General features: G+C 36.3%; 21 protein-coding genes. 18 read left to right on the top strand and 3 right to left on the bottom strand.

Features of this window, described 5'->3' with window-relative positions; genetic code table 11:
• Window positions 1–52: 52 nt before the first annotated feature.
• The 15 genes from C8P65_RS07525 (at window position 53) to rsmG (ending at window position 15,284) form a co-directional block, all read left to right on the top strand.
• On the top strand, window positions 53–2,287 hold the full coding sequence (locus C8P65_RS07525) for an AAA family ATPase (protein WP_107782272.1): 2,235 nt from the start codon (window positions 53–55) through the stop codon (window positions 2,285–2,287).
• 204 nt (window positions 2,288–2,491) lie between these two features.
• Complete coding sequence (locus C8P65_RS12080) at window positions 2,492–2,632, top strand: hypothetical protein (protein WP_170069086.1); 141 nt, start codon at window positions 2,492–2,494, stop codon at window positions 2,630–2,632.
• Window positions 2,633–2,702: 70 nt separating this feature from the next.
• Window positions 2,703–3,143, top strand: coding sequence for a GyrI-like domain-containing protein (locus C8P65_RS07520; protein ID WP_107782271.1), 441 nt, complete (start codon window positions 2,703–2,705; stop codon window positions 3,141–3,143).
• A gap of 22 nt (window positions 3,144–3,165) precedes the next feature.
• Window positions 3,166–4,224 carry a Fic family protein gene (locus tag C8P65_RS07515; RefSeq protein ID WP_107782270.1) on the top strand — a complete coding sequence of 353 codons (1,059 nt, stop codon included), beginning with the start codon at window positions 3,166–3,168 and terminating at the stop codon, window positions 4,222–4,224.
• Window positions 4,225–4,245: 21 nt separating this feature from the next.
• The gene (locus C8P65_RS07510) at window positions 4,246–4,830 is read left to right on the top strand and encodes a hypothetical protein (protein WP_107782269.1); all 585 of its coding nucleotides are present in this window, start codon (window positions 4,246–4,248) and stop codon (window positions 4,828–4,830) included.
• Between the two features lie 12 nt (window positions 4,831–4,842).
• Entirely contained in the window at window positions 4,843–6,192 is a 1,350-nt protein-coding gene (locus tag C8P65_RS07505) for a tetratricopeptide repeat protein (RefSeq protein WP_107782268.1), read from the top strand.
• A gap of 5 nt (window positions 6,193–6,197) precedes the next feature.
• On the top strand, window positions 6,198–7,646 hold the full coding sequence (locus C8P65_RS07500) for a lipopolysaccharide biosynthesis protein (protein ID WP_107782267.1): 1,449 nt from the start codon (window positions 6,198–6,200) through the stop codon (window positions 7,644–7,646).
• A 139-nt stretch (window positions 7,647–7,785) separates the two neighbouring features.
• Window positions 7,786–8,313, top strand: coding sequence for a hypothetical protein (locus C8P65_RS07495; RefSeq protein ID WP_107782266.1), 528 nt, complete (start codon window positions 7,786–7,788; stop codon window positions 8,311–8,313).
• Window positions 8,314–8,327: 14 nt separating this feature from the next.
• Window positions 8,328–9,491 (top strand): hypothetical protein, encoded by a 1,164-nt coding sequence (locus C8P65_RS07490; protein WP_245887367.1) that lies wholly within the window; start codon window positions 8,328–8,330, stop codon window positions 9,489–9,491.
• A 130-nt stretch (window positions 9,492–9,621) separates the two neighbouring features.
• Window positions 9,622–11,097 (top strand): SLC13 family permease, encoded by a 1,476-nt coding sequence (locus C8P65_RS07485; RefSeq protein WP_107782264.1) that lies wholly within the window; start codon window positions 9,622–9,624, stop codon window positions 11,095–11,097.
• A gap of 3 nt (window positions 11,098–11,100) precedes the next feature.
• The gene (locus C8P65_RS07480; RefSeq protein WP_107782263.1) at window positions 11,101–11,781 is read left to right on the top strand and encodes an SDR family NAD(P)-dependent oxidoreductase; all 681 of its coding nucleotides are present in this window, start codon (window positions 11,101–11,103) and stop codon (window positions 11,779–11,781) included.
• A 16-nt stretch (window positions 11,782–11,797) separates the two neighbouring features.
• A complete protein-coding gene (locus C8P65_RS07475; RefSeq protein WP_107782304.1) occupies window positions 11,798–12,085 on the top strand; it encodes a YciI family protein in 288 nt (95 codons plus the stop codon).
• 281 nt (window positions 12,086–12,366) lie between these two features.
• Window positions 12,367–13,455: a magnesium/cobalt transporter CorA gene (gene corA, locus C8P65_RS07470; protein ID WP_107782262.1), complete on the top strand. Its 1,089-nt coding sequence runs from the start codon at window positions 12,367–12,369 to the stop codon at window positions 13,453–13,455.
• Window positions 13,456–13,487: 32 nt separating this feature from the next.
• Complete coding sequence (locus C8P65_RS07465) at window positions 13,488–14,651, top strand: class I SAM-dependent methyltransferase (protein WP_107782261.1); 1,164 nt, start codon at window positions 13,488–13,490, stop codon at window positions 14,649–14,651.
• Window positions 14,652–14,663: 12 nt separating this feature from the next.
• Window positions 14,664–15,284 carry a 16S rRNA (guanine(527)-N(7))-methyltransferase RsmG gene (gene rsmG / locus C8P65_RS07460; protein WP_107782260.1) on the top strand — a complete coding sequence of 207 codons (621 nt, stop codon included), beginning with the start codon at window positions 14,664–14,666 and terminating at the stop codon, window positions 15,282–15,284.
• Window positions 15,285–15,360: 76 nt separating this feature from the next.
• On the opposite strand, the gene C8P65_RS07455 is transcribed toward rsmG, so the two are convergent.
• The 3 genes from C8P65_RS07455 to C8P65_RS07445 form a co-directional block, all read right to left on the bottom strand.
• A complete protein-coding gene (locus tag C8P65_RS07455; RefSeq protein ID WP_107782259.1) occupies window positions 15,361–15,885 on the bottom strand; it encodes a tetratricopeptide repeat protein in 525 nt (174 codons plus the stop codon).
• 61 nt (window positions 15,886–15,946) lie between these two features.
• Window positions 15,947–16,699: a tRNA pseudouridine(38-40) synthase TruA gene (gene truA / locus C8P65_RS07450; RefSeq protein WP_107782258.1), complete on the bottom strand. Its 753-nt coding sequence runs from the start codon at window positions 16,697–16,699 to the stop codon at window positions 15,947–15,949.
• A gap of 92 nt (window positions 16,700–16,791) precedes the next feature.
• Window positions 16,792–18,051 carry a tetratricopeptide repeat protein gene (locus tag C8P65_RS07445; protein ID WP_107782257.1) on the bottom strand — a complete coding sequence of 420 codons (1,260 nt, stop codon included), beginning with the start codon at window positions 18,049–18,051 and terminating at the stop codon, window positions 16,792–16,794.
• Between the two features lie 433 nt (window positions 18,052–18,484).
• Here C8P65_RS07445 and C8P65_RS07440 point away from each other — a divergent pair, with 433 nt between their 5' ends.
• The 3 genes from C8P65_RS07440 (at window position 18,485) to mnmA (ending at window position 22,137) form a co-directional block, all read left to right on the top strand.
• The gene (locus C8P65_RS07440) at window positions 18,485–19,201 is read left to right on the top strand and encodes an ABC transporter permease subunit (RefSeq protein ID WP_095912825.1); all 717 of its coding nucleotides are present in this window, start codon (window positions 18,485–18,487) and stop codon (window positions 19,199–19,201) included.
• The gene (gene gldG / locus C8P65_RS07435) at window positions 19,198–20,880 is read left to right on the top strand and encodes a gliding motility-associated ABC transporter substrate-binding protein GldG (protein WP_107782256.1); all 1,683 of its coding nucleotides are present in this window, start codon (window positions 19,198–19,200) and stop codon (window positions 20,878–20,880) included. The genes C8P65_RS07440 and gldG overlap by 4 nt, the downstream gene beginning before the upstream one ends.
• A 63-nt stretch (window positions 20,881–20,943) precedes the next feature.
• On the top strand, window positions 20,944–22,137 hold the full coding sequence (gene mnmA / locus C8P65_RS07430) for a tRNA 2-thiouridine(34) synthase MnmA (protein WP_107782255.1): 1,194 nt from the start codon (window positions 20,944–20,946) through the stop codon (window positions 22,135–22,137).
• Window positions 22,138–22,161: the final 24 nt, after the last annotated feature.

The raw sequence follows: 22,161 nt of genomic DNA, 5'->3' as shown, positions 1-22,161 counted from the left end.
CAAAGTCAATTGTAATGAAAAATATGTAGTAAGAATTTAAAAGAACGATTTTATGATAAACTCTATTACAATAAGGAATGTAGCAACCTATGATAATGAAGGTATTCAGATCTATAATTTAAAAAAAGTAAATTTTATTTATGGAGCTAATGGAACGGGGAAAACAACTATCTCTAATTATCTTGCTAGTGATATTAAAATTAAAGAAGGTGATAGGTATAAAGAATGTTCTATTGAATGGAGAAATAATACTCCTATAAAAACACTCGTGTATAATAGAAAATTTCGTGAATTAAATTTTGGACAAGAAAAATTAAAAGGAATTTTCACTCTTGGTCAAGCTACTACAGAACAAATTGCTGAAATCAATACTCTAAAAGAAAAATTAAATTCTATTAGAGAGCAGGGGGTAATAAGAAGGGGACAATTAGAACAAACAGAACAAGAAAAACAAAATCTTGAAAATGAATTTGATGAGGATTGTTGGAATAACTTAAAAAAAGAATATGAAGATGATTTTTCAGAAGCTTTTTCAGGGTGGATAAAAAGCAGAAATAAGTTTAGAAACAAATTGGAAGATGAATTTAAAAGTAATAATTCAGACATATTGACTTATGAACAATTAAAAGAAAAAGCTAATATTCTTTTTAGAAAACATCCTCAAATGATAGAGTTAATAAATACTATTTCATTTGATACTATTTTAGAAATAGAAAATAATCCTATTTGGAAAAAGAAAATAGTAGGAAAAGCTGATATTGATATAGCAGGATTGATAAACCATTTAAATATTAGTGATTGGGTATATGAAGGAAAAAATTACTTACAAGAGGAAAGTGATATCTGTCCTTTTTGTCAAGAAAGAACAATTACAGAAGATTTTAGAGAAAAATTGAATAGCTTTTTTAATGAAAATTATATCAGTGATATCGCTTGTTTAAAAGAATTAAAACAAAAGTATGAGATGTCAGTCCAGAATCTTATAGATCAATTAAATATTATTGAAGCTAACCAGAAGAATATCAATTCTTCAAAATTAAATTTGGACATTTTTTCCACATATATAAGAACTTTAATTAGTCAATATAATAGCAATAAAGAATTATTAAATAGCAAACTAAAAGAACCTAGTAGAAGTATTGATTTAGTTTTTCTAAGAGAGCAATTAGAACTTATATTAAACTTAATCGTTTCAGCTAATAAAGAGATAGAAAATTATAATCGTACGGTTGAAAATTTTCAAACAGAAAAAAATAAATTAATAACTTCAGTATGGAAATATCTTGTAGAAGAATATAAATCAAAGATAGAGTCTTTTCACTCAAAAAGGAATGTCTTAGAAAAAGAAATAATAGGATTAAATAGTTCTTTAGAAAAAAATAGAAATGATTATAGAGAGATTGACAAAAAGATAAAAGAATTAAATCAAGATATAACAAGTATACAGCCTACTATAGATGAAATTAATAGACTTTTAAACTCGTTTGGATTTCTTAATTTTAAAATAGTACCTTCTACAGAGAATGGTTTTTATGAAATTCAAAGAGAAGATGGCTCTGACGCACAAAAAACGTTAAGCGAAGGAGAAATAACCTTTATCACTTTTTTATATTATTATCAAAAGGTTAAAGGAGGAGATTCTCCAGACGTTGTAAATGAGGATAAAATTTTAGTGATTGATGATCCTATATCAAGTTTAGATAGTAATGTATTGTTTATTGTTAGCACTTTGATAAAAGATTTGATAAAGGAGATGAAAGACAATGAATATAAAGGAAATATTAAACAAATTATTTTATTGACACATAATGTTTATTTCCATAAAGAAGTTTCCTATATGGATAGAGGAGCAGAAAGTGATAAATTAAATTATTGGATCTTGAGAAAAAATGGAAATATTAGTTCTATAGAACCATATGATAAAAAAAATCCTATAAATTCTTCTTATCAATTATTATGGAAAGAATTACAATCTAAAAGTGTAACATCTACAATAACAATACAAAATATAATGCGAAGAATTTTGGAAAACTATTTTAAAGTTTTGGGTTCTTATAAAGATGAAGAAAAAATTATAGAAGAATTTCCTAATTTCGAAGAACAACAAATATGTAGATCTTTATATTATTGGATAAATGATGGTTCTCATTGCTTTTCTGATGCTTTAGAAATAGATACACAAGATACAACTACCGAAATATATCAAGAAGTATTTAGAAAAATATTTGAATACTCAGGGCATATAGCTCATTATAATATGATGATGGGTATTTCTAAAAATAATTAATTATAAATTATTATACAATTCTTTTATTAACCCCATAGAACAAAAAATAAAGTCCGTAGAATACAAATTTAATTTTTTAGAATACAATATCAACCCTGTAGAATGCAATATTAACTCGGTAGAAACCAATATCAACCCCGTAGGACACAATATAAACTAGAAATTTACTAAAATTATTTTTTTAACCATTAAAAAGATTAGAAAATGGCAACAAGATTTATTTCATTTGAAAAATTCAAGAATTATTCCTTCATTTTTGAGAATATTTCCAAGAATGATGTCCTGAAAAAGGAATTAGCTGAGTACGGCTATGGTGATAAGGAAATCGCACAAGGCAAAGCCTAACTTTTAAAAAGTACCGACAAGTTTGTAAGGAGTTAGAGGAGATTTTTTTAAGAATAAAAGCACATAAAAAATGAAAATCATAGGAATTAGTGTACGTACTACCAATCAGAACGGACAAGCGATGCAAGACATCGGAAACCTTTGGCAACGCTTTTTTAGCGAGCAACTTTTGGCAAAAATACCCAATAAGGCAAGCGATGCTATTTATAGCATCTATACCGATTACCAAAAGGACTATACCGAGCCTTACACTTGTATCATAGGAGTAGAAGTTACCACACTCAGCACGATTCCCGACGGCTTAGAGGGCAGGGAATTTCCTAAACAAACCTTTCAAAAGTTTGTAGCCAAAGGCGCAATGCCTCAGGCAGTAGGGGCAATTTGGCAACATATCTGGGACAACGACGCTACACTCAATCGCACTTATCTATATGACTATGAGCGCTATACCGAGAAATCTCAACAAGATGATACCTCCGAAGTAGATATTTTTATAGGTGTAAAGGATTGATAAAAATTGGAAAAATAGTACAATGAATGACTTCGAGCAATATATAAGGGAAACTGAACCCCATCGTCGTGAAAAAGGTGAGGCGTGGCAGACAGCTATTGGCTTGCAGGCAGTAGATGGACTGAAACCCTCAGCTTATCTCGTACAAACGGCTAAGCAACATATTGAGGGAGATATTACTATTGAGGAAGCTAAGCATCTCATTGATAGTTACTACCAATCCAAAACCTTACGTCTTGATGATACAAAAGAACGCACCGAAGAAGCTGACAAAGTCTCTGCTCGTATCACTGAACTGCTCACTGAGTCAGCTTTTAGCTTTTCTCCAGTGGCATATATAGGCATTCATCGCAAGTTATTCACCGGTATTTACAAGTTTGCAGGCAAATTGCGTGACTACAATATCACCAAAAAGGAGTGGGTACTCGGTGGAGATACAGTTCTTTACGCCAGTGCACACAATTTGCGCGAGACTTTGGACTATGATTTTGAGCAAGAAAAGCATTTTTTTTATCAAGGCTTGCCTGTGGAGGAAGCTATCAAGCATATAGCCAAATTTGTCTCAGGACTCTGGCAAATACACCCTTTTGGTGAGGGAAATACGCGTACGACGGCGGTTTTCACGATTCAATATTTGCGTACCTTTGGCTTTGCGATGAGCAACGAAGCCTTTGCCTATCATTCTTGGTATTTTCGTAACGCATTAGTTCGTGCTAATTACAACAACCTTACTAAAGGGATAACAGCAACTGCTGAATACATAGAACGTTTCTTTAGAAACCTAATTTTAGGCGAGGAAAACGAGCTTAAAAATAGGTATTTATTAGTAGGGGATGAACTTCAAAGTGCAAAAGAACAAATTCCAAAGGGCAAAATTTGCACTTTGAATTGCACTTTGGAGGAAATGGCAGTGCTACAATACTTACAACAACACCCTACCGCTACCCAAAAGGTAATAGCTGTGCATATAGGAAAATCTGAACGTACAGTAAAGACTATTACAGCAAATCTGGTAGGAAAAGGACTTATCGAACGTAAAAATGGTAAACGTAATGGCTTTTGGGAAGTGAAAACAAATTAGAAACTACAAAATAATGAAACTATGGATTTAATGAAGGATTGGAATACCTACAAAGAGACTGAAGAGGCACAAAGGGTGATAGAACTTTTTGAAGAGGGAAGTCTGAATGATATTCTTCACACTTTTGTAAAGGAAGGGGCAGCTGAATTTCCTCTTTTTGAACATACTATTAAAAATGTGTTTGAATATTCGCTTATACCTTATGATGTGCCTATCAAAGACCTTTTTCTTTACCTTATCGATAGTGGATTAAAGGGCTATTTGGTAGCTTCAGACTTTGTATTCGACATCTTTTTGGCTGAAGAATACGATTTTCTCATCGAACGAATGATTCCTACTTCTATAGGTCTTTTTGGCTTGGATAGAGAGGAGGATAACGACTGTTATGTACCTTATCTTTTTTATCACAACTTTAGCAAAATCAAAAAGATAGCAGCCCTCTCGCAGGTGGAAATGCCCCCAGTACCCACTAAAGAACAAGAGAGAGAACGTGTGCTATATTATTTAGATTTTTGTAATGTATGGAACACCTTTCGCAAAAATAATAACCTCTCAATGGCTGAATTATGCACTTTTCTTTATAATTTTGCACCCCAATATATTTAATATACCAGTACGATGTATTTAGAAAACAACGAAGAAAGCTACGCGGTTGCCAAATTTGAATCGATGTTGAAAGAGAATAATATTCTCTTTTTTGACGTAGATGAATTTGAAGAAATAATAGAATATTACTTACAATACGGGCGTATTAGCAAGGCTAAGCGCGCCTTAGATATAGGACTTTCTCAGCACCCTTATGCCTCTTCTCTCAAACTTTTATACGCTGAAGAATTGGTGTTTGAAGATCGTTTAGACGAGGCTACCCAGTTGCTTAGCGAACTCGAAGGTATTGAGCCTATGAATGCAGAGGTATTTGTACAGAAAGCTAATCTATACTCTAAACTCAATCAACATCAGAAAGCTATTGAACTGCTTGTACACGCTGCTTCACTCACCGATGAGCTATCAGATGTATATGCGCTCATCGCTATGGAATACACCTACATAGAAGATTATCCACAGGCTAAATATTACTTCACCAAATGTTTAGAGTGCGACCCTCAAGACTATACTGCCCTGCAGCAGTTGCTCTACTGCTATGAGGTTTTAGGACAGACTGCTGAGGCTAAAGCTTTCTTAAATGACTACTTAGATCAAAATCCTTATTGCGAGATAGCGTGGTACTGCTTAGGTAAGCTCTACATTACTGATGATGACCTCAAAAATGCTCTTCGCTGTTTTGATTTTGCCATTATCAGCGATGATACTTTCACAGGGGCTTATTTTGAGAAAGCACGCATATTAGAGGCTATGGAGCAGTATGAAAAAGCTATAGAAAATTATAAAATCACTCTTACTTTAGACGACCCTTCTGCCTTAGTTTATCTACATATAGGGCGTTGCTACGAGAAAATGCGCAACGACCAAAAGGCAGAAGAATACTATTTTAGAGCTACTCACGAAGACCCTCAGCTCGGCAAAGCGTGGATTACTTTGGCAGACTTTTATTACCTGCGCCGCAAGCACGATAAAGCCCTTAAATACATTCAGAAACTGCTCTCTTTTGAACCTAACGAACCTTATTATTGGCGTAGATATGCTGAACTGAATTATTTTGAACTCGGAAATATAGATGAAGCTGAATATGGTTATCGCAGAGCCGTACAAAATGGTGATTACTCGTATGCTACCCTGATAGAATGGATAGACTTAATGCTACTTACAGAAAAATATCAAGATGCGCTACCTATCATCTCTGATGTGGTTTTTATTTATCCTACTGAATTGGACAACTATTACCGTATTGCCTTGGCCTACTATGGAACAGGTGATGAAGATAATGCTGAAAAATACTATCAGTTAGGGGTAACAAAAGCACCTCAATGGCAATCCTTTTTCGAAAGTAAATTTAATTTTAAGATGTAGTCATTATGGGAATAGTGCTCCGTCAATCGTTTAAGAATGTAGTGGCTACCTATTTTGGGTTTGCCATAGGGGCACTTAATACCCTTTTCTTGTTTATTTACTTTCTATCTAAAGCTCAATACGGCTTGGTAAGCTATGTTACTTCCACTGCTACTATTCTTTCTCCGTTTATTTCCTTTGGCGTACATAATACCTGGGTACGCTATTACTCCGCTTATACCGATAGGCAGGAGCAGGCTAAGCTCAATCTGATGCTTTGTTTCTTACCTTTACTCGTTATCTTACCTGCTACGCTTTTGGGCAGTATGGCTTACGAGCAAATCGCTCAGTGGCTTTCAGCTAAAAATAGTGAAGTACGTCCGTATGTATGGCTTATTTTCCTTACAGCAGTAGCAATGGCTTACTTCGAGATTGCCTACGCGTGGATGCGAGTGCAACTCAAAACAGTCTTTGGCAATTTTCTAAAAGAAGTATTCCATAGGGTAGGGGTGATGCTTTTATTAGTAGCTATTTACTTTGGTACTATTGATTTTCATCAGTTTATGTGGGGGGTATTCGGGGTGTATGCTTTGCGTATGCTTCTGATGATGGTCACCGCTTTCTATGTGAGGCGACCTGCCTTTGCGTGGGGATTGCCACAAGGTAGAAAGGAAGTCTTCTTATACAGTTTATTCATTATTCTATCAGGGTCGGTAGCTTCTTTGCTGATGGATATAGATAAGTTTATGCTGAATCAGTATTTGCCTATTAGTGAGATAGCCGTGTATAATGTGGCTATTTTTACGGCTACAGTAATTGCCATTCCCTACAGAAGTATGTACCAGATTGTAAGTCCGTTGACGGCTCAATTTATGAATCAAGGTAAGGCAGAGGAGTTGTCAGACTTATACAAACGCAGTACAATAAATACTTATTTTGTGAGTATGGTTATTTGTGTGCTTATCATTGTGAATGCTCAACAATGTTATGCTTTATTGCCTGATAAAGAGTACAGCACAGGGCTTGGGGTGCTCATTATCATATCTGTAGTAAAACTCTCTGACGCTTTAGTGGGATTTAACAATGCGGTATTACTCAATTCGCCTTACTATCGCACTGTGCTATTTTTGGGCGTTTTTTTGGTCATAGGCACTGTTTTGATGAATATGTGGCTTATTCCTCTTTACGGCATCAATGGGGCGGGAATAGCGACTCTAATTGCTTTCACTTCATACAATCTACTCAAGTCGGTTTTTGTGTATCGCAAATACGGCTTACAACCTTTTTACAAGGAAACGCTGCAAACCAGCCTCTTTGGTATTATAACTATAGGAGGTTTCTTCTTTTGGGATTTTCCATTTCACCCTCTTGTAAATATCAGCTCAAAATCATTGCTTGTAGTGGGGCTAAGTATTTTTTTTCTTCTTAAATTTAACCTTTCAGAAGAGCTTGTAAAGCTGATTAGACAACACTGATCCTACACTAATCTTACACTCATCCTATACTCATTGTTTGGTGGTGGTAAGGAATGGGTGGGGTTAAAAATTATTGTTTTTCCCTTTGGTAATTATTTATTATTTTGTAGTTTTGTGTAATGAAACTAACTATAACAAAATGACTTCAGAAGAAATAAAAGCCATTGTGTATTATATTCAAGGCTTACAAGTCCTTTGGAAAGAGGGTTATAATGCAGAAAAAGTAGCCCTTTACAGCTATCAATTTAACTTAAGAGCAGGAATGGATATGCCAGATGAGTTGCTTGATGTTATCGAAATGTTGGAGATGTGGGACGATAATTGGATATATGGGGCAGTTCCTCTTACTGAAAAAGAAGCAGCAGCGGTTATTCAAGAGGAATTAAACATTGATATATACCACCCAGAGAAAGATATTATAGCGTTGGTTACCAATGAATTCATTAATCAGCTAAAAAATGAGTGTTCCTCAAATAGAATAGTCGCTAAAGCCCTTGAAAATGCCCAAGAACTCATCACCTATAATGAATATCTTATAGCCCTTCAAAATGTATTAAACGAATTGCTCACTCATCACATCCGTATTCCAGCTCATATTTTAGCTATTATTGATGTAGTGGAAGACCCTCATATTCAGAGATTACAGGCTTCATTATGGGGAATATAAAAACATTATTGATTATGAAAAACATCACTACTTTAGAACTTCTTAGATATATGAAATATCGAGCACCAATGTATATTGGGAAGTATGATATATTTTACCTCAAAACTTTTTTCAATGGATGGACTCTTCGCTATAAAGGGGAAGATGTAGGGCTTCGATTGCTGCAACAAGGATTTTTCCCTTGGTTACAAGAAAAATACCCAAAGGATATTGATAATTGGGCAGAAAAGCTTTTTGTTATGTGGAAAAGTGAAAAAACAGCTTTGCTCTACTTCTTCCTATTATTCGATGAATTCTATAATAAGTATTTTTCTGAACATTCTCAGGATTTATCAATAGAGGAACTGATAGCTTTTATAGAACCTCACCCTGAGCTACATATTAGCAAAAAGAGTATTTTCGCTTTGGAAATATTTCTCAATGATTGGCAAGAAGCACACCCTGCAATACAAACAAAAGTATTAGGCGACTTTTATCTTTGGCTACAACAGATATATCCTAATGAAAAAACTAATAACTGGGCAAACTTGCTGTTTTCAGTTTTCAAAACAGAAGAGAATGCCTTAAAGCAGTTTTTCGAACTCTTTGGTGATTTTTGTTTAGAAAACAGTAAAAAAGGGAGCAACTCTTTGACATTGATTGAGCTAATTGAGCTTGTGAGAACTTCACCTGAGAAGTATATAGAGAAATATGATGTTGAATGTTTTCACGTTTTTCTAATAGGATATATGTTGCGAGATAACACCAAAATTCCTGGTGAAAAAATATTAACTGACTTCTACCATTGGTTACAGAAAAGGTATATTATTTATGATAGTAGAGGATGGTCAGGTATACTTCTGTTGGAAGCCAAAACAGGAGAAAAAGCATTAGATATGTTTTTTGAATTGTTTGATATTTTTCTTGGAAGAACTACAGAAGTAGTACCTCCTCCTCTAACACCTAAAGAAGTTGCCACTAAAGCAAAATATATACGAGGTTTGCAAAAAGTCCTAAAAAAGAAAGAATACAAACAAGGGGATGCTGAAACTTATACCTTATTCTTTGCAAGTAACCACAGAAAAACTGCAAGAGGATTACAGGTCATTATAGCTGATTTGTGTACGGATTATGAAAAGAAAAGAGATAAAGAAGAAATTGTACTTCTTGTTAGTGAGCGTTTAGGAATAGATATATAAACCTATCTTTATTGGGAACAACAAAATCCTATAATAAAACTATCACTTTTCTTTGGTAGGTTATTCTTTTTTATCTATCTTTGTCGGTGCTATTTGAAGAGTAATTAAATTTTAAACTTACCAAAATATTATGTCTAAAGAATTAGAAAATGTAATGACCAATCACTTTGAAAAAAAACACCTTATCGCCTTGGTGTGTATAGTGATTGTAACTGCTGTGGTGTGGAATCTCCCTACCGGAATTTTCCATATCAACGGATTGACAGTGGTTCACCAGCGTATTATCGCTATTTTTGTATTTGCTACCCTTATGTGGATTAGTGAGGCTATTCCTTCGTGGGCTACTTCACTGGGTATCATCACTTTAATGTGTTTGACGGTTTCTAACCACAGTTTGTTCTTCTTTAAAGGAGAAGAAAATGAGGTGTTTGGAAAACTGCTCAGTAGTAAGGAGATTATGGCAACCTTTGCCAATCCTGTGATTATACTCTTTTTGGGTGGTTTTTTCTTGGCTATTGCTGCTACTAAATCGGGATTAGATGTCCTGCTTGCAAAAAATCTAATACGTCCGTTTGGGCGTAAGAGTGAGAATGTGCTATTGGGCTTTTTGCTTATTACTGGGGTTTTCTCGATGTTTGTGAGTAATACGGCTACGGCAGCTATGATGCTCACCTTTCTCACTCCGGTTTTTGCAGCGTTACCAGCTAGTGGTAAAGGGCGTGTAGCACTAACGATGAGTATACCAATTGCGGCCAACTTGGGTGGTATGGCTACCCCTATTGGTACGCCTCCTAATGCAATTGCTCTACAAGCCCTCAACAACCCAAAAGGACTAAATATGGGCATTGATTTTGGAGAATGGATGGCGTTTATGTTTCCTCTGGTGCTTTTGTTGCTTTTCATTTCTTGGCGACTTATATTAAAATTCTTTCCTTTTACTCAAAAAACAATTAACTTACACATTCTGGGTAAAGTACATCACGGTTGGCGTATGTGGGTAGTAAGTGGCACTTTTATCCTTACCATTCTTTTATGGTTGATACCTAGTAATATGAGTGGTATTGATGCTAATACTGTTGCTTTAGTGCCTATGGGTGTTTTTGCTGCAACAGGAGTGATTACAGCTAAAGATCTACAGTCAATTAACTGGAGCGTTATCTGGATGGTAGCAGGAGGTTTTGCCTTAGGTTTAGGTATTCAGGATTCAGGATTAGCTAAATTGGCGATTGATACCATACCATTTGGGTCTTGGTCGCCTATTATAGTATTGATTGCCTCAGGATTTATTTGTTATCTTCTTAGTAACTTTATTTCTAACACGGCTGCAGCGGCCTTATTAATTCCTATTTTGGTAACTATTTGTCAAGGAATGGGGGATAGCTTAGGTGAAATAGGAGGTACTTCTACAGTGCTTATTGGGATAGCTTTGGCAGCCTCATCAGCGATGTGTTTGCCTATATCGACGCCGCCTAATGCTATAGCTTATTCTACGGGATTAGTAAAACAAAACGATATGCTGAAACTAGGACTTATAGTAGGGATAATAAGTATGGTAATAGGTTATCTTGTTTTGTTCTTAGTAGGTAAAACACACTTCTTAGAATAATAAATGAAAAACATTATCATCACAGGTACTAGCAGAGGCATAGGCTATGAACTAGTACAACAGTTAGCTGCGGGAGGGCATAATATTTTAGCTCTTTCGCGGCATAAAGCTACTATAGAGGCACTTAATCTGCCTAATGTGCATTGTATTCCTTTTGATATTACGTTAGCTTCTGATAGGGAAGCAGTAGGGCATTTTGTGAAACGACAATGGCAAAAGGTAGATATTCTTATTCATAACGCTGGAAAACTCATCAATAAACCTTTTGAAGAGCTTACTGAAGAGGATTTTTGGGAAGTGTATAAGGTGAATGTATTTGGGGTGGCTCAACTTACTCGACAACTATTACCCTTTATGGAGAAGGGCGCACACGTGGTAAGCATTAGCAGTATGGGCGGTATACAAGGAAGTTTGAAATTTGGCGGTTTGGCAGCTTATAGCTCGTCTAAAGGCGCTCTTATTACCTTATCGGAGCTTTTGGCAGAAGAATATAAAGAACGAGGTATTATCTTTAATACTTTAGCTTTAGGGGCTGTACAAACAGAAATGCTTGCTGAGGCTTTTCCTGACTATAAGGCTAATATTAGTCCCCAAGAAATGGCGCATTATATTGCTGATTTTGCCCTCAATGGTGGTAAAGTATTTAATGGAAAGGTGTTACAAGTTGCTAATACAACACCGTAATTATAAAAATAAATTTATGTATATCATTATTTTAACGTATCAAAAAGGCCTTTCAGAGGTTGAAAAACACTTAGAAGCACATCGCACTTATTTAGACAAGCATTACGCTTCAGGACATTTTATTGCATCAGGCGCACAAGTACCTCGTATAGGAGGTGTAATTTTGTGTAAGGCTGGCAGTAAAGGAGAGGTAGAGACTATCATTGCCCAAGATCCTTTTTATCAACACCAAATAGCAACCTATCAGATTATTGAATTTATTCCTACAAAATATTCTGAGGATTTTGGTAAAATACTTTTATAGGTAGTATCTAATATTTTATAAATATATTACACTGAAATAAAGTGTTTTACGATAAAAATATAAAGTGTTTGTTTAATGGTATATCTGTTTATAACCTTTATTCTGTAGTAAATATAGTTAAATTATATTGATAATCAGTTGTTTATATAGTATTTTGAGGAAACGAAAGGACTGTAAATAAAGATTAGTAACTATTTCATATAGGTTTTATTACTTATATTATCACTTTAAAATATTTATATAAATGTTTTATAACCAGTATTTTAATACAATAATAATATATGGGTAAAAATATTACTGCTACCACTAAGAAAAAACGCAGAACTAATCGTGCTAAGAAGGTCGGATTACCTGCTGGAAGTTTGGTGTATTTTGGCAACAAAGAAAAAGAAATTCATATAGATGTTATCACTTATAACGAGGCTTTCTGTCAGACTAAAAAAGTGAGTACTACAGAAGAGGCTATTGCTTGTATTGATGGGCAACACTTCACGTGGATAAATATCAACGGACTGAACAATATAGCTGAAATTAAAAAGATTGGAGCTTATACCCAACTAAACGACCTGCTATTAGAAGATATATTAGACACAGAGCATCGCCCCAAAGTAGAGCTTTTGGAAGATAGTTTATTAGTGATTATCAAGATGTTATACTATAGCAAAGAGGAATTGGTATCAGAGCATTTAGCCTTATTGCTCGGTAAAAACTATTTAATTTCTTTTCAGGAAAGTGAAGGTGATGATGTGTTTGAGCCTGTGCGCAAACGATTACAGTTTGCTGATAGCAGTCTGCGAAAAAAGAAAATGGACTATCTGTTATTCAGCTTATTAGATAGTATAATAGATAACTATTTAGTAGTGTCGGACAGTGTGAGTGATAAGATAGAAGCATTAGAAGATGAGATTATCACCCACCCGCGTGAAGAGATGATATCAGAAATACAAGAATTGAAGAAGAAATCTATTGTATTTTTGCAACGGACTATCATTCCGGCAAGAGAGGTAGTAAATCGCATAGAAAAAACGCCTCATCATCTTATAGAGGCTGATACTAAGCATTATTTTCGAGACCTCCACGACCATACTGTGCAAATAGTAGATACTCTCAGCACTTATCGGGATATACTTTGGGGTCTTACAGATACCTATATGGGGGCAATGAGCAATAAGATGAACAATATTATGCGTTTGCTAACCCTTATTTCTACAATTTTTATTCCGCTTACCTTTATTGTGGGCGTATATGGTATGAATTTTGACTTTATGCCAGAGCTGCGATGGTGGTGGGCATACCCTGCTGTATGGGTAGTAATGCTTGCTATTTCATTAGCGATGATAGTCTATTTTAGGCGGAAGAAATGGTTATAATAAGATTACAAATGGCAAATAAAGACTGACAAATGAGTACATTTACTGATTTATTAAAAAATGAAATACAGCTATTTATAAAAGAATATCAAGGAGTTACCACTGATTTACTGTTAAAGAGTAATGTGTTTACAGAAGTAACCAACAAAGAGTTAGTACAACAAATACAAGGTAGACGAGTGGCTGTTAAGAAATTGCCTTTTTTACTACGAGAAGGAATTATTTATCCTAAAAATTTAAGTTTAGAACAAGCCTCTTCTGAAGCTACCGCTCGTTATAAAGCACAAGAGTTACACGGAAAACGTTTTGCAGACCTTACTTGTGGTTTTGGTATTGATGCTTATTTTTTATCAGAGCAGTTTGAGGAGGTAACTTTAGTAGAAGAGCAATCTGAATTGCTCAGTATTGTGCAGCATAATTGGGAAGTATTAGGGCGTAAGGCTACTTTTGTAAATAAAAAGGCTGAAGCGTTCTTAGCAGATGCATCTCAACACTATGATGTTCTCTATCTAGACCCAGCCAGACGCGATGCACAGCAACAAAAGAAGTTTCTGTTAGAAGAGCTATCACCTAATATTTTGGAGTTGCAGTCTTTATTATTAGAAAAAGCTGACAAGGTGATTACTAAGCTTTCCCCACTAATTGATATACACTACTTACTTAATACCCTTAACAAGGTAGTGCGTATAGAAGTAATAGCCCTGCGCAATGAGGTAAAAGAAGTGTTAGTTATACAAGAGTCACACAGCGTTATTGATAAAGTAGTGATAAGATGTGTAAATTTGGAAAGTGAAGACCCAATTCTCTCATTTACAAATAGAGAATTATCAGCATCAGAAGTGAATTATAGTAGCCCAAAGAGTTATTTGTATATTCCTAACAACGCTTTGCTAAAATCAGGGGCGTTTAACTATATAGCAATGTATTTTGGATTAGAAAAACTAGATATAAATACTCACTTATACACCTCTACAGAACTGAAGAAGCCTTTCCCTGGGCGTATTTTGGAGGTAACACCGATTCATCATAAACAGATAAAGGCAAAAAGCCATTATAATATTATAGCCAAGAACTACCCGCTTTCGGTAGCTGAGCTAAAGAAAAAGTATCACCTACAAGAAGGAGGTAGTGATTATTTGATTTTTACTCGTTCTGTTTCTGGAATGGAAATGCTTTTAGGAAAGGAACAAAAATAATATATAGCAAATATGGAAATAATCAATAAATACTTTCCTCAATTGAGTGAGGAACAACAACGACAATTTGCACAACTTAAACCTCTTTACGAGGAATGGAATGCTAAAATAAATGTCATCTCGAGAAAAGATATGAGTGACTTTTATGAGCGGCACGTGCTACACAGCTTAGCTATAGCTAAACGAATTAACTTCTGCAAAGGTACTGATATATTGGATGTGGGGACTGGTGGGGGCTTCCCTGGGATACCTTTAGCAGTACTTTTCCCTGAATGCAATTTCACTTTGGTTGATTCGATAGGAAAGAAGATTAAAGTAGTGCAAGAAGTAGTAAATGCCTTGGGACTAAAAAATGTAACTGCTATGCAGATAAGAGCTGAGGAGCTAAAAGGCAGTTATGATTTCGTAGTAAGCAGAGCCGTAACCCAAATGCAGGACTTTGTGCCTTGGGTGAAAGGGAAGTTTAAGAAGCAATCGAAGAATGAGTTAGCTAATGGTATCCTCTACTTGAAAGGAGGCGACCTTACTAATGAGTTGGCTCCATTCCCTAAAGCAGAGGTAACTGCTATTAGTGAGTATTTTGAGGAATCTTTTTTTGAGACAAAGAAAGTAGTATATTTGATTTGTCAATGAGGCGATTTGCTGATTTAACTAATAAGAAAATGAAAAAGTGGTTAAGTACCGATATAGGTGCTAACCACTTTTTCATTTAAATCTTTTTGAGTTGTTGTTGTAACATCTTGATTTGCTCAGTCATCATATTTTGTTTGTCGAGCTTTTTAGCTTCTGTTAGTAGTTCTTGGGCTTCACGCTTTTTGCGTTTCTGAATCATTATGCCGGCTAAACTCATCTTAACCATTGCCTTGTCGTAATCCATAGTGAGACCTAATTGGAGCGCTTTGCGGAAGTACTTTTCAGCTTGGGTAAGGTTCTTGCGAGTGTAGATAACTCCGTACATATAGTTGTAATACCCCTGCTGTTTGCGCAATAAGGCAGTTTCAGGATCAACTATTTTGCTAAGCCATTTTTCCATTCCTTCAAAATCTTGTTTGCGCAAGCGCAAGAAAGTGAGAAGAATAAACTCGTTGCGAAAATAGAGCAATATAGGGAAAAGTGATAACAATATCAAGGCGATACCATTGCCTATATTGCCTTGTACAAACTGATATACAGCCCAAACTACTATAAGGGCAGCTACTACTAATTTCAGATATTTGTTCTGTAGATATTTCATTTCTATATAATTTTCTTAAAAGTTTGCAAAAGTACTCATTTTAGTTGAATAATGCTAATATTTAGTTACTTTTTTGTAAGAAGATCTCTTCTGGGTAGGTTACTTGAGCGAGGAACAGTCCACAAGCAGGTACTGAGGCTCCCGCCTTGCTACGGCTTTTGCTGATGATAATATCCTCAAAACCAGTGAGAGAGAGCTTTTGTAATCCGACATTGATAAGTGTACCCACGATAGCACGCACCATATTGCGCAGAAAACGATCGGCCGTAATGGTAAATACAAGTTCACCCTCTACCTTTACCCAATGAGCTTCATAGATTTTACAATTAAACGTCTTTACATCGGTATGGGTTTTAGAAAAACACTGAAAGTCAGTATAGTCAAAAAGTATTTGGGCAGCCTCATTCATCACATCGACATTGAGAGGGAGAGTGAGAGGCATACTGTAATCATACCTAAAAGGCGATTTTTCAATGCTTATATGGTATTGATAGGTGCGCTTTAGAGCATCAAAACGGGCGTGAGCATCGGTTTTTACCGCACGAATGCTATGTACTGCTATATCATACGGCAAGAAAGCATTGAGTTTCCGCACTAAATCATCAGAAAGTTCGCGTTCAGTATCAAAATGAGCGAACATCTGCAAGGCGTGTACACCGCTATCGGTACGACCTGCACCTATCACACTGATTTCTTCTCTGAGAATAGTAGTCAGAGCGTTTTGCAGTACCCCTTGCACAGTGATAGCCTTGGGCTGTAGCTGCCAGCCGTGATAGTTTTTGCCGTTATATGAGAATTCAATAAAGTAACGCATATCTCTTACAATTGTAATAAAAAAAGTAGGAATTGAGTTTATTCCTACTTTTTATTTTTAGGTATTACTAAAATAGTAATTCCTTTGATTTATTATTGTCCTAATAATTTTTTAACACGTTGGAAGTTAGCGCTATCGCCTAAAGCACCATAGATATTCTTAAGTTGCTCTAAGATATTTTCTACATTTCCGTTAGATTTAGTGAAATTCTCTAATATTTCAGCACCTTTTTTGAACAAATCATCTTTTTGGTCGCGTAACTCATTGAACTTCTTAATGTCAGCAGTAGAATTACCTAAAGCATTCATTTTCTCAATAAGTCCGTTACCTTCGTTGATATAAGTAGTTGAAATATTGAGGGCTGCATCGGCATAGCTTGGTTTAATTTTTAGAGCTTGTTCAAAAGCCTTACGCGCTTCGAGTACGTTGCCTTGTTGCATATTGATAACACCTATATTATAGTGTAAGTCAGCATTATTAGGGTCGAGCTGTGCAGCTTCTTGCATTAGTTCTTTGAACTTGTCTTTATTATCTAATTGCAAGTATACGTTAGCTTCTGCAAGGATGATGTTAGCATCTTTTGGATATGCTTTTTTAGCATCTTCGAAAGCTTTGATAGCGTCTTCAGTTTTGTGTTGCTCTACGTAGATAAACGCAATATTCTTAACGATGTCAGCGCGTTTAGAAGGTGTTTTTTCGGTACGTGGTTTTTCGTGTGTATTGGCTTTCACCATTAGGTCGCGTTGGTTTTTATCACCGAAAGTTTCTTCTTTTTTAGTTTGCTTATTAGTAGCAATATAAAGGGTTTCGCTACCATCGTATCCTAAATCTTTAAGCTCTGTATAGAGTTTTACAGCCTTGTCATAATCTTTACCTTCTACAGATACTACAGCAGCATTGTATAAGAAAACAGTATCTTGAGGGCTTAAACGGTATACTTGCTCGAAAGCGATAGCAGCATTCTTATAGTTTTTGCTTTTGTAGTTTTGGTCAGCTTGTTTGGCAGCGATATTGATAACATCATTAGACAATTCTTTTAGCTGAGAGGTGTATTTACCTTTACCACCTTCGAGTTGTCTTACTTTAGTAAATGCTTGCCCTGCTGCTTGTAAAGAGCCTATTACATTGGTATTTTTCTTAGCCATTTCAACATTGGCTTGCGCTTCTAAGAAGTAGTACTGAGGAGCAAACTCGGTACCTTCTACCGCTGTTTTTAGGGATTTTAAGCCAGCTTGAGCAGTAGTTAAATCGCCTTTACGGATTTGTTTTTCAATCTCTTTGAGTTCTTTTTTCTGTGCGAAAGCTGCTACTGAAATAAGTAGAGAAGCAGCAATTAATAATGGTTTTTTCATATTGTTTTGTAATTTTAACCTTGTTTTATACGTATTTCGAGTGGCAAATGTATTACATTTTTTTGAAAGTACCAAATTTTAATTAGGAAATTTGTCGATTTGCTGATTTGCTACTTAGGTTAATGGGAGGGCTGAGAGAATTGAGAAGTTTGAGAGGATAGGGTAAATAGGGTGGAGGTAGCATATTTTTCTGGTTTGGGGAGGATAATTAGACGTTTATACTTCGCTCATCTTTCGCTAATTGTTCGCTCTTCTTGTATCTTTCCTATATCTAAAGTAAAGGGTAGGTGTAAATAGAAAAATTTTCTGAGAAAGAGATTGGGAAGGCTGGAGTAAATTAGCAAATGAGCAAATTAGCCAATTGGAAAATGAGTAAATTTGCTCATTTGCCAATTAATTACTACTTTTGCAGCGCAATAGAATATTGATAACTATGTATGCATTATTCAAAAAAGAAGTCCGTTATTTTTTTACTTCGGCTATTGGGCTCACCATTATAGGGCTATTCGTAGTGCTTAACGGGCTGTTCTTATGTGTTTTCAAAACTGATTATAACCTTTTTAACGCTGGGTTTGCTGACTTACTACCCTTTTTTCGCCTCTCATCGTGGCTGTTCGTTTTCTTAGTACCTGCCCTGACGATGCGCAGTATTTCTGAAGAAAAACGCAGTGGTATGCTATCTCTGCTCTTCACTAAACCTGTTAGCACCCTGCAAATAGTACTCGGTAAGTATTTGGGCGTTCTCTTTTTGCTCTTTATCACCTTATTACCTTCTGTAATTTTCGTATATATGCTATGGGTGTTGGGTAATCCTGTGGGTAATTTGGGTATCGCTGAGACAGTAGGCTCGTATATCGCTCTGTTCTTGCTTATCGCTACTTTTGCCGCTATAGGGCTATGGGCTTCAGCTATTGGTAGCAGCCAGATGGTATCGTTTGTACTGGCTGCCTTTTTGTGCTTCTTTTTCTTCTTTGGCTTTGACCAATTGCTAAGTTTGCTGCTGCCTGATGCTACGGGTTATGGGCTGCAAGTGCATTTTGACGCTATTTCGCGTGGGGTACTTGACACTCGTAATATTATCTATTTTTTGTCTATTATACTATTTTTTATATATCTCACTACCTTATCACTCAAAGCCTATAAACGATGAAAAGATACTTTAATAATACGTTCAGTAGGGTAGGGGGGGCACTACTTTTGCTACTGGTTATCAACTATATAGCCCAACAATGGCACAGCCGTATCGACCTAACACAAGACAAGCGTTATACCCTATCGGAAACTACGCGCAAGACCCTAAGCCAAATACAGCAACCTTTAGTAATAGATGTGCTGCTGAAGGGTAATATTCCTACTGAATTTAAAAAACTACAGACTGAGGCGATACAGCTATTAGAGGAATATACGGCTGCTAATGACCACTTAATCGTGAATTTCGTGAATCCGCTTGAAGATGAACCCAACGCTGATGCTGCTATACAAAACCTTATAAATAACGGACTGCAACCGCTGCAGATAGCACAAACAGAAGCCGGTAAATCGTCAGTAGAATATATATTCCCTTGGGCTGTAATAAGCGATGGCAAGCGAGTAGAAAAAGTACGCCTATTTATCGACAAACTTGGCACTACTGACCAAGAGCGAGTGCAGAACTCGGTACAGCGATTAGAGTACAACTTGACTGATGCTCTACACAAATTCACTGTAAAAAAGCAAAAAAAGATAGCTATACTAAGAAGTAATGGGACTTTGGAGGACGTTTATCTATACGATTTCCTAAAAACAGCACGCGAATACTACTTTATTGCCCCTTTTACACTCGATTCGGTGGCTACTAATGCCGAAAAGACCCTAAAAGATTTAGAAAAGTTTGACTTGCTATTGGTAGCTAAGCCTACAAGTCCTTTTTCGGACGAACAAAAGCAGGTAATAGACCAATATATAATGAACGGAGGGCGAGTGCTATGGCTAATAGACCAAGTGAATGTATCATTAGAAGATATGTACAAAACAGGTGGGGTGACTATGGCAATGCCTCTTGACCTAAACCTTACTGATATGTTTTTTCAGTACGGTTTTCGCCTCAATTACACCTTAATAAACGACCTTTATTTTTCTGAAATAGTAGTGGCTACAGGAGATGGCTCGCAATCGCGGTATATGAATATCCCTTGGGTGTATAATCCTATGGTGCTATCGAGTAACAACCACTTAATAAACAGTAATTTAGATGCTGTAAGGCTACAGTTTGCCAACGGTATAGACACACTTAAAAACGGGGTGAAAAAGACGGTACTGCTCAGTAGTTCGCCTTTCTCTAAAGCTGATGGCACGCCGCGCGAAATCAACTTGCGTATAGACCCAAAAGCGATGAACAAAGAGCTTTACAAAAAGGGCAATATTCCTTTGGCTGTGCTATTAGAAGGGGAGTTCAAATCGATGTATAAAGACAGGGTACGCCCATTAGAACTGAAAGAAAACGCGACCCTAAGTCGCCCTACTAAAATGATAGTGGTATCGGACGGCGATATTATTAAGAACGATTTTGACAGTCAGCACAAAATGCCTTTAGAACTCGGTTTTGACCGTTGGACAAGTAAATACTATGACAATAAGGCTTTTCTGCAAAATGCCATGAACTATCTGTTAGACGATACCGAGTTTTTGACATTGCGCAACAAGAAAGTACAATTGGCATTTTTAGACAAGGAAAAAGTAGCTGAAAGTGCCCGAGCTTGGCAAATAAAGGTTTTCTTATATCCGCTTTTAGCATTAGTGATAGTGATGTTATTGTCGGGGTATTTTTATAGAAAGAAAAACAAGAGATAATTTGGCGATTTGACGATTTGACGATTAGGAAATTAGAGGACGTAAATAATTAAAATAAAAAATATGAAAAGAGTAGTAGTAGGACTTAGTGGAGGGGTGGACAGTAGTGTGGCGGCGTATCTGCTTAAAGAGCAAGGTTATGAAGTGATTGGGCTCTTTATGAAGAATTGGCACGATGATTCGGTAACCATTTCGGATGAATGTCCTTGGTTAGAAGATAGTAACGATGCCCTGTTGGTAGCTGAGAAATTGGGTATCCCTTTTCAGACAGTGGATATGAGTGAGCCCTATAAAGCACGCATTGTGGACTATATGTTTAACGAGTATGAGCACGGCAGGACTCCGAACCCTGATGTGCTGTGCAACCGCGAAATAAAATTCGACGTATTTATGAAACTCGCCCTTAGCTTAGGGGCTGACTATGTGGCTACAGGGCATTATTGCCGAAAAGAAGAAATCAGTGTAAATGGACAGCCCATATACCGACTATTAGCGGGTAAAGACGCTAACAAAGACCAATCGTATTTTTTATGCCAACTCTCTCAGGAACAGCTAAGTAAGGCACTTTTCCCGATAGGAGAACTGCAAAAATCGGAGGTGAGAGCTATCGCTAAAGCACAAGACTTAGTAACTGCAGATAAGAAAGATTCGCAAGGACTATGCTTTGTAGGAAAAGTACGTTTGCCAGAATTTCTACAGCAAAAACTACAGCCCAAAGAAGGCGACATTATAGAAATACCTAACGACTGGGAAGGTTATGCTGCTTTTGACCGTCCACGAGCTTTTGATACTTACGAGGGCGAATTGAAATACCAATCGCAACGCTTTGTGTATAAGCGAGAAGACGGCAAAAAAGTAGGTACCCACTCAGGAGCCCATTATTTTACTAAAGGGCAACGCAAAGGGCTGAATGTTGGTGGCACCAAAGAACCACTATTCGTTATTGAGACAGATATAGATGAAAATATTATCTATACAGGACAAGGGCACGCACATCGCGGGTTGTTTCGCAATGCTTTGTTTATAGCTGAATCTGACATTCATTGGATACGCGAAGATTTAGCCCTTAAAGAAGGAAAAACAGCTACGTATATGGTAAGGATACGCTACAGACAACCGCTACAACGGGCTGTGTTATACCGCGCTCCTAATGGCTTGTACATACACTTTGAGGAACCGCAAAGCGCTATCACTGAAGGACAATTTGCGGCGTGGTATACTGATGATGAACTTATAGGCAGCGGGGTTATTAATTAAAGATTAACTTAAGGCAGCAAGCTG

The sequence above is a fragment of the Capnocytophaga leadbetteri genome, assembly GCF_003054025.1.
Taxonomy (GTDB): domain Bacteria; phylum Bacteroidota; class Bacteroidia; order Flavobacteriales; family Flavobacteriaceae; genus Capnocytophaga; species Capnocytophaga leadbetteri.
This window is presented reverse-complemented; position numbering and strand designations above follow the sequence as displayed.

Bases quoted from the DNA above. Each gene is read 5' to 3' on its own strand.
- C8P65_RS07525 (WP_107782272.1), top strand. From the start codon at position 53: ATGATAAACTCTATTACAATAAGGAATGTAGCAACCTATGATAATGAA.
- C8P65_RS12080 (WP_170069086.1), top strand. From the start codon at position 2,492: ATGGCAACAAGATTTATTTCATTTGAAAAATTCAAGAATTATTCCTTC.
- C8P65_RS07520 (WP_107782271.1), top strand. From the start codon at position 2,703: ATGAAAATCATAGGAATTAGTGTACGTACTACCAATCAGAACGGACAA.
- C8P65_RS07515 (WP_107782270.1), top strand. From the start codon at position 3,166: ATGAATGACTTCGAGCAATATATAAGGGAAACTGAACCCCATCGTCGT.
- C8P65_RS07510 (WP_107782269.1), top strand. From the start codon at position 4,246: ATGGATTTAATGAAGGATTGGAATACCTACAAAGAGACTGAAGAGGCA.
- C8P65_RS07505 (WP_107782268.1), top strand. From the start codon at position 4,843: ATGTATTTAGAAAACAACGAAGAAAGCTACGCGGTTGCCAAATTTGAA.
- C8P65_RS07500 (WP_107782267.1), top strand. From the start codon at position 6,198: ATGGGAATAGTGCTCCGTCAATCGTTTAAGAATGTAGTGGCTACCTAT.
- C8P65_RS07495 (WP_107782266.1), top strand. From the start codon at position 7,786: ATGACTTCAGAAGAAATAAAAGCCATTGTGTATTATATTCAAGGCTTA.
- C8P65_RS07490 (WP_245887367.1), top strand. From the start codon at position 8,328: ATGAAAAACATCACTACTTTAGAACTTCTTAGATATATGAAATATCGA.
- C8P65_RS07485 (WP_107782264.1), top strand. From the start codon at position 9,622: ATGTCTAAAGAATTAGAAAATGTAATGACCAATCACTTTGAAAAAAAA.
- C8P65_RS07480 (WP_107782263.1), top strand. From the start codon at position 11,101: ATGAAAAACATTATCATCACAGGTACTAGCAGAGGCATAGGCTATGAA.
- C8P65_RS07475 (WP_107782304.1), top strand. From the start codon at position 11,798: ATGTATATCATTATTTTAACGTATCAAAAAGGCCTTTCAGAGGTTGAA.
- corA (WP_107782262.1), top strand. From the start codon at position 12,367: ATGGGTAAAAATATTACTGCTACCACTAAGAAAAAACGCAGAACTAAT.
- C8P65_RS07465 (WP_107782261.1), top strand. From the start codon at position 13,488: ATGAGTACATTTACTGATTTATTAAAAAATGAAATACAGCTATTTATA.
- rsmG (WP_107782260.1), top strand. From the start codon at position 14,664: ATGGAAATAATCAATAAATACTTTCCTCAATTGAGTGAGGAACAACAA.
- C8P65_RS07455 (WP_107782259.1), bottom strand. From the start codon at position 15,885: ATGAAATATCTACAGAACAAATATCTGAAATTAGTAGTAGCTGCCCTT.
- truA (WP_107782258.1), bottom strand. From the start codon at position 16,699: ATGCGTTACTTTATTGAATTCTCATATAACGGCAAAAACTATCACGGC.
- C8P65_RS07445 (WP_107782257.1), bottom strand. From the start codon at position 18,051: ATGAAAAAACCATTATTAATTGCTGCTTCTCTACTTATTTCAGTAGCA.
- C8P65_RS07440 (WP_095912825.1), top strand. From the start codon at position 18,485: ATGTATGCATTATTCAAAAAAGAAGTCCGTTATTTTTTTACTTCGGCT.
- gldG (WP_107782256.1), top strand. From the start codon at position 19,198: ATGAAAAGATACTTTAATAATACGTTCAGTAGGGTAGGGGGGGCACTA.
- mnmA (WP_107782255.1), top strand. From the start codon at position 20,944: ATGAAAAGAGTAGTAGTAGGACTTAGTGGAGGGGTGGACAGTAGTGTG.